Here is a 6,487-nt window from a genome sequence, read left to right as displayed (position 1 = left end):
GGCGTCGCGATCGGCAGCTATCCCTTTTTTCGCGAGGGGCGCACCGGCGCCAATTTCGTGATCCGGGCGACCGACGGCGATCAGGTCGCGGCCTGTGCCGCGATGCTCACCGCGGGTCTCGAAGCGCTCGGCTATGCGGTGACCGACGGCGGCATCTGATCGGCCGACTGCGTTCGCGGCAGGCGGCGAAGCATCAGGATCGCGAGCAAGCCAAAGATCGCCGCCACGACAAAGGCGGCGCCCGGAAAATGCACCGGCGCGCCGTTGGCAGTGAAATAGGCCATCGTGCCCGTCAGCAGCAGCGGTGCGAAAAGCTGGCCCAATCCCATCGCCATCGCCGAAATGCCCTGCACCTCGCCCTGCGTTTCGGGCGTCGCCCGGCGCGACATCATCGCCATCAGCGACGGCTGCACCGGCGCCTGGAGCGCGACCGGGATCAACAGCAGGAAGGCGCCGATCGTCGAGGTCGTGAAGGCATAGCCGATATAGACCGCCACCGCGACGAGGATGCCGAGCGTCGCGGCGTCGCGCTCGCCGAACCGCGCGACCGCGGGGCCGACGACAAAGACCTGGCCGAGCGCGATCATCACCCCGACCGCGGCGAGGCTCGCCCCGATCATTCCCGGCGTCCAGCCAAGCTGAGCGATGCAGTAAAAGCTCCACGTCATCGGATAGACGAGGCTGGCGATCTGCCACAGCACGAGCACCGCGGCGACGCCGTCCATGCCGGGCAGCGCGCGCATCGTCTTCCACGCGCCGAGCGGGTTGGCGCGGCGCCAGTCGAACGTCCGGCGGCGTTCGGGAGGAAGCGTTTCGGGGAAGATGAAATAGCCATAGAGCATGTTCGCGGCGGCCAGGATCGCAGCGGCGACAAAGGGCGCGCGCGGGCTGATCTCGCCCAGGAAACCGCCGATCGCCGGCCCCGCGACGAAGCCGATCCCGAAGGCCGCGCCAACGAAGCCGAAATTGCGCGCGCGCTCTTGCGGAGCGGTGATGTCGGCGATCGCCGCCTGTGCCGCGGCATAGCTGCCGCCGAAAATACCCGATAAGGCGCGCGCCACGAACAGCCAGGGCAAAGTTTCGACGATCGTCAGCAGCGCATAGTCGACCGCAAGCCCGCCGAGCGCGAGCAGCAGCACGCGCCGCCGTCCGAAATGGTCGGACAGATTGCCGAGCACGGGCGACGCCAGGAAGGTTGCGACCGCCATGACCAGCCCGATCCATGCGCCGACCTCGATCGCATGGGGCAGGTCGATCTGTCCGACCTCCATCACCAGTTGCGGCAGCACCGGCATGATGATGCCGAAACCGATCGCGTCCATGAAGATCGTGGCGACGATGAACGGGATAGTACGCCCCGGCGTCACTTGCTCTTTCTTTCTGCTGTCCCTAGCGGCACCGAACCCTCCCTCATGCGTTGCCGATAGATGAAACTCGAAATTTCCGCCTCCCTAAATTACCGCCTGTCCGAACCCGTCGACCTGATGCTTCAGATCGAGGCGGCGGACGGGAACGGCCAGCGCGTCGTCGATTCCTCGCTCGACGTCGGCTCCCCCGAATTTATCGCGCGCGTTCCCGCGGCCGACGGCCTGTGCGAGCCGATCTGGCTGCGCGCCGAGGGCAGCCTGCGCGCCGAATATCGCGCCGAGGTCGAGATTGACCGGCCCGACACGGATTTCCGCACGCTCGCCGCCGTGCCGCTCCACCGGCTTCCGGCCGAGGCGATCCCTTATCTCAACGAATCGCGTTATTGCCCGTCGAACAAATTCCATGCCTTCGTCGAACGTCGCTTCGGCGAGCTTGAGGGCGGGGCAAAGATCGGGCGGATGCGCGACTGGATCGAAAGCCGCTTCACCTATGTCGCGGGGGCGAGCGATGCGGAAACGGGCGCGCTCGACAGCTTCGTCGAACGGCGCGGCGTGTGCCGCGATTATGCGCATGTGATGATCGCGCTGGCCCGCGCCGCGCACATCCCTGCGCGCATGGCGAGCGCCTATGCGCTGCGCGTCACGCCGCAGGATTTTCACGCGGTGGCCGAAGTCTATCTGGATGGTGACTGGCACCTGGTCGATGCGACGGGCATGGCGCGCGCGTCCGAAATGGCGCGCATTTGCGTCGGTCGCGACGCCGCCGACGTCTCCTTCCTCACCGCCTATCGCGATATCGCGTTCGTCAGCCAGTCGGTGAAGGTGAAGAAGGTTTAGCATGATCCGGCGTGGCAAAGCCGCGCCGCCGATCCTCGCGGCGCAAGGTCGGCCGAGCTTTCGGTGATCGCCGCTTCGGCCTTACCTGCTGTATTCGGTGGAGCGGGTGAAGGGAATCGAACCCTCGTCGTAAGCTTGGGAAGCTTCTGCTCTGCCATTGAGCTACACCCGCGTGGCCTGCGCGATTGGCACAGGCGGGCGCGGCGGTCAATCTCTTGGCGTCAGCGCGCCGATTCGCAGATCGTTTCCATCGCGACAAAGGTCGACGTGCTCGCGACATGCGGCAGGCTCGAAATCTTCTCGCCGAGCACGATGCGGTAACGGCGAATGTCGGGGGTGCGCACCTTGAGGAGATAATCGAAGCTGCTCGCGATCATGTGGCATTCCTCGACTTCGGGAATCTGCCGCACCGCGGTATTGAACTGCTTCAGCGCATCCTCGCGCGTGTCCGACAGTTTGACCTCGGTGAAGGCGACATGGTCGAGCCCGACCTTCGCTGGATCGACGATCGCGCGGAAGCCGACAATCAGCCCGCTGTCGACGAGGCGCTTCACGCGTTGCTGGCATGGCGTTTTGGACAGCCCGACCTGCACCGCCAGCTCGGTAAAGGTGATGCGTCCGTCGCGGCCCATGATGGCAAGAATCTTGCGATCGAAATCATCCAGTTCGACTGTCGATGGGCTGTTTTTCATATATTCTGACTAGAATTGATCGGTATCTTGGTCAATTCGCAAATCATATCGACAAAAACAAGTCGGATCGGCGCCTGGCAATATGGTATCAGGCGCCATGACCCAAAGCCCCGACCGCGCCGCCATCCGTGCCCTCGCCCGACGCAGCGAATCCGACCTCGTCGCCGAACTGCGTGCCGTCCTTGCCACCTCTTCGGCGAGCGTCGATGCCGTCACGCGCCGTGGGCTCGAGCTGATCCGCAAGGCCAAGGCGGAGGGTGAGCGCGAGACGCTCGTCGCGCAGTTGATGAACCGTTACCGCCTCTCGACCGAAGAAGGCGTCGTGCTGATGTGCCTTGCCGAGGCGCTGCTGCGCGTCCCCGACAACGCGACCGCCAATGCGCTGATCCGCGACAAGATCGCCGGGCGCCACTGGAAGGATGGCGAGGATGAGGACAGCCCGCTGATCGTCGCGCTGTCCTCGCGCGGGCTGTCGCTCGGATCGGCGACGCTGATGCTCGACGCGATGGGCAGCAGGGCGAACCCGCTGACCTTGATCAAATCGATGGTCCGCCGCTCGGGCGAGCCGGTGATCCGCCAGGCGGCGCTCGCGGCGATGAAGATGCTCGGCCAGCAGTTCGTGATGGGCGAGACGATCGACGCCGCGGTCAAGCGCGCCGACAAGGAAACGTCCGAACTCGCAAGTTTCGACATGCTCGGCGAAGCCGCGCGCACCGCCGAGGATGCGGCGCGCTATTACGAAAGCTATGCGAACGCGATTGCGCGCATCGGCAAGGATGCGAAGCCCGGCGACCCGCACGCCAATCACGGCATTTCGATCAAACTGTCGGCGCTTCACCCGCGTTATGAATATCTCCAGCACGCGCGCGTGATCGGCGAACTGGTGCCAAAGGTGATCGACCTCGCCAAGGCGGCGCGCGCGGTCAACATCCCGCTGATGATCGACGCCGAGGAAAGCGACCGGCTCGAACCGCATATGGACGTGTTCGCGGCGCTGATCGACGCGGGGATCGCCGACGGCTGGACCGGGCTCGGCATCGTGATCCAGGCGTATCAGAAGCGCGCGCCCGCGGTGATCGAATGGCTCGCCAACCGCGCGCGAACGCGCGGCGTCAAGCTGTCGATGCGCCTCGTCAAGGGTGCCTATTGGGACACCGAAATCAAGCGCGCGCAGACGCTGGGCTTAAGCGACTTCCCGGTCTTCACCGCAAAGCTGCACACCGACCTCAACTATATGCGCTGCGTCCAGTTGCTGCGCGATTGCCAGGATTGCATCTATCCGGCCTTTGCCAGCCACAATGCGATGACGCTGGCCTATGTGTCCGAACTGTTCGCGGGCGCCGATTATGAATTGCAACGGTTGCACGGCATGGGCGAGGGCGCGCATGATGCCTTGGTCGCGCTGTTCCCGCCGCCGCGCCCGGTGCGCGTCTATGCGCCGGTCGGCACGCATCGCGACCTGCTCGCCTATCTCGTCCGCCGCCTGCTCGAAAATGGCGCGAACTCCAGCTTTGTTCACCAGTTTTCGGACCCCGGCGTCACCGCCGAACAGCTTGCGATCGACCCGCGCAGCGTTGCCAGCGCGGCCGCGTCGCCAATCGCCACCGGCCTTGGCCTTTTCGACCCGGTGCGGCGAAATTCGCGCGGTTATGACCTGGGTGAGCCCGGCGTGCCCGAAGCGCTGGTATCGGCCATCGGCGCGGCGCGGCGCGGCGACCTTGTCGCGGCGCCGATCGTCGGTGGTGTCGCGCGCAGCGGCAAGGCCGATCCGGTGCGCAATCCGGCAACGGGCGCCGTCGTCGGACAGGTGATCGAGGCCGATACCGCGACGATGGCCGATGCCGTCGCTGCCGCGCGCAGCGCGCAGGGCGACTGGAGCCTTGCGGGCGGGGCTTTCCGCGCCGAACGCCTCGAACGCGCCGCCGACTTGCTCGAACAACGCGACGCGACCTTCCTTGGCCTTGCGATTGACGAGGCGGGCAAGACGCTCGTCGATGCGATTGCCGAAGTGCGCGAAGCGGTCGATTTCCTCCGCTATTACGCGGCGCAGGCGCGCGCCGACTTTACGTACCCGGTCGCGCTGCCCGGCCCGACCGGCGAACGCAACGAGCTGATGCTCGAAGGCAAGGGCGTGTTCGTGTGCATCAGCCCGTGGAACTTTCCGCTGGCGATCTTTCTGGGCCAGGTGTCGGCGGCGCTCGCCGCGGGCAACGCCGTGCTGGCGAAACCCGCCGAACAGACCCCGCTTATCGCGCATGCCGCGGTCGAACTGTTGCTCGAAGCGGGTATCCCCGGCGACGTGCTGCATTACCTTCCCGGTCGCGGCGAGACGGTCGGCGCGGCGCTCACCAGCCATGATGACATCATTGGCGTCGCCTTCACCGGGTCGACCGAGGTCGCGCGGATGATCAACCGCAGCCTCGCCGGCCGCGACGGCCCGATCGCGACCCTGATCGCCGAAACGGGCGGCGCCAATGCGATGATCGTCGATTCGACCGCGCTGCCCGAACAGGTCGCGCGCGATGCCGTCGCTTCGGCTTTCCAGTCGGCGGGACAGCGTTGCTCGGCGCTGCGCCTGCTGTGCGTGCAGGAAGATGTCGCCGACACGATGATCGAGATGGTCGCGGGCGCGATGGCCGAACTGAATGTCGGCGACCCGGCGATCCTCGCCACCGACGTCGGCCCGATCATCGACGACGAAGCGCGGGCGAACATCGCCGCCTATGTCGCCGAAGCCCGTGCCGCAGGCCGCGTGATCGCAGAAGCGGGTCGCACCAACCTGCCCGTGGGTGGTCATTTCGTTCCGCCGGCGCTGATCCGGCTCGATCATGTCACCGATTTGACGCGCGAGATTTTCGGACCCGTGCTGCACGTCGCGACGTGGAAGGGCGGTGAACTCGATGCGCTCATCGATGCGATCAACGCGTCGGGCTATGGTCTGACGCTTGGCGTCCACACGCGGATCGACGGCGTTGCGGCGCACATCGCGGCGCGCGCGGCGGTCGGCAATGTCTATGTCAACCGCAATCAGATCGGCGCGATCGTCGGGTCGCAGCCGTTCGGCGGGCGCGGGCTGTCGGGCACGGGTCCGAAGGCGGGCGGCCCGCACTATCTGCACCGCTTTGCCGAGGAAAAGTCGATCTCGACCGACATCACCGCGGCGGGCGGCAATGCGGCGCTGATGGCGGGTTAAGCTGGGGGCGGGTTCAATTCGGGGGCAGGTGCGCGGCTTGGTCATCGCGCGCATCGGCAGCGACCACGAGGCCCGATACAGAGTGGACGGCTGTCCCGGGCAAATACGTCCGAAATCGTCTCGCGGCATTGTGCCACGGCGACCTTATGTTTTTGGCGCCCCCCGCAGCGCGTCGGGGATACCGCTTTGTCGGCGAAGCGCCAATGGTTAATTTACGCGCCCGGCACGCCCAGCAATTGCCCCTGTGCCTTCAGCCGTCCGGCCGCCGCCGGATTGGCGGCGATGCCGTCCTTCAACGCCTGCGCCGCCTTTGCGGTTTCGCCCAGCGTCATCCGGCTGCGCATCAGCATGATCCAGCGATCGACGTCGGCGGGATTGGCTTTCAGCTTGGCTTCCAG

5 protein-coding genes, 1 tRNA gene and 1 pseudogene are annotated in these 6,487 nt (G+C 66.0%); 3 read left to right on the top strand and 4 right to left on the bottom strand.

Features of this window, described 5'->3' with window-relative positions:
- Positions 1 to 159 (top strand): annotated as a pseudogene (locus A3E77_RS08215) (competence/damage-inducible protein A); the annotation flags it as partial.
- Here A3E77_RS08215 and A3E77_RS08210 read toward each other — a convergent pair.
- On the bottom strand, positions 132 to 1,367 hold the full coding sequence (locus A3E77_RS08210; protein ID WP_293644834.1) for an MFS transporter: 1,236 nt from the start codon (positions 1,365 to 1,367) through the stop codon (positions 132 to 134). The pseudogene A3E77_RS08215 and the gene A3E77_RS08210 overlap by 28 nt on opposite strands.
- Before the next feature lie 60 nt (positions 1,368 to 1,427).
- Here A3E77_RS08210 and A3E77_RS08205 point away from each other — a divergent pair, with 60 nt between their 5' ends.
- A complete protein-coding gene (locus A3E77_RS08205) occupies positions 1,428 to 2,204 on the top strand; it encodes a transglutaminase-like domain-containing protein (RefSeq protein ID WP_293644832.1) in 777 nt (258 codons plus the stop codon).
- A 98-nt stretch (positions 2,205 to 2,302) separates the two neighbouring features.
- On the opposite strand, the gene A3E77_RS08200 is transcribed toward A3E77_RS08205, so the two are convergent.
- Positions 2,303 to 2,376 (bottom strand) — tRNA-Gly (locus tag A3E77_RS08200).
- A 49-nt stretch (positions 2,377 to 2,425) separates the two neighbouring features.
- Complete coding sequence (locus A3E77_RS08195; protein WP_293644830.1) at positions 2,426 to 2,896, bottom strand: Lrp/AsnC family transcriptional regulator; 471 nt, start codon at positions 2,894 to 2,896, stop codon at positions 2,426 to 2,428.
- Between the two features lie 97 nt (positions 2,897 to 2,993).
- On the opposite strand from A3E77_RS08195, the gene putA reads away from it, so the two are divergent.
- Positions 2,994 to 6,089, top strand: a complete 3,096-nt coding sequence (gene putA / locus A3E77_RS08190; RefSeq protein ID WP_293644828.1) for a bifunctional proline dehydrogenase/L-glutamate gamma-semialdehyde dehydrogenase PutA — start codon at positions 2,994 to 2,996, stop codon at positions 6,087 to 6,089.
- A gap of 212 nt (positions 6,090 to 6,301) precedes the next feature.
- Here putA and A3E77_RS08185 read toward each other — a convergent pair.
- On the bottom strand, positions 6,302 to 6,487 hold a 186-nt coding region (locus tag A3E77_RS08185), incomplete at its 5' end, for a tetratricopeptide repeat protein (protein ID WP_458574427.1).

The organism is Sphingopyxis sp. RIFCSPHIGHO2_12_FULL_65_19 (assembly GCF_001830555.1).
Classification (GTDB): domain Bacteria; phylum Pseudomonadota; class Alphaproteobacteria; order Sphingomonadales; family Sphingomonadaceae; genus Sphingopyxis.
This window is presented reverse-complemented; position numbering and strand designations above follow the sequence as displayed.

What these genes read in the sequence shown, in the direction of transcription:
- A3E77_RS08205 (WP_293644832.1), top strand. Translation starts at nt 1,428, where the DNA reads ATGAAACTCGAAATTTCCGCCTCCCTAAATTACCGCCTGTCCGAACCC.
- A3E77_RS08195 (WP_293644830.1), bottom strand. Translation starts at nt 2,896, where the DNA reads ATGAAAAACAGCCCATCGACAGTCGAACTGGATGATTTCGATCGCAAG.
- putA (WP_293644828.1), top strand. Translation starts at nt 2,994, where the DNA reads ATGACCCAAAGCCCCGACCGCGCCGCCATCCGTGCCCTCGCCCGACGC.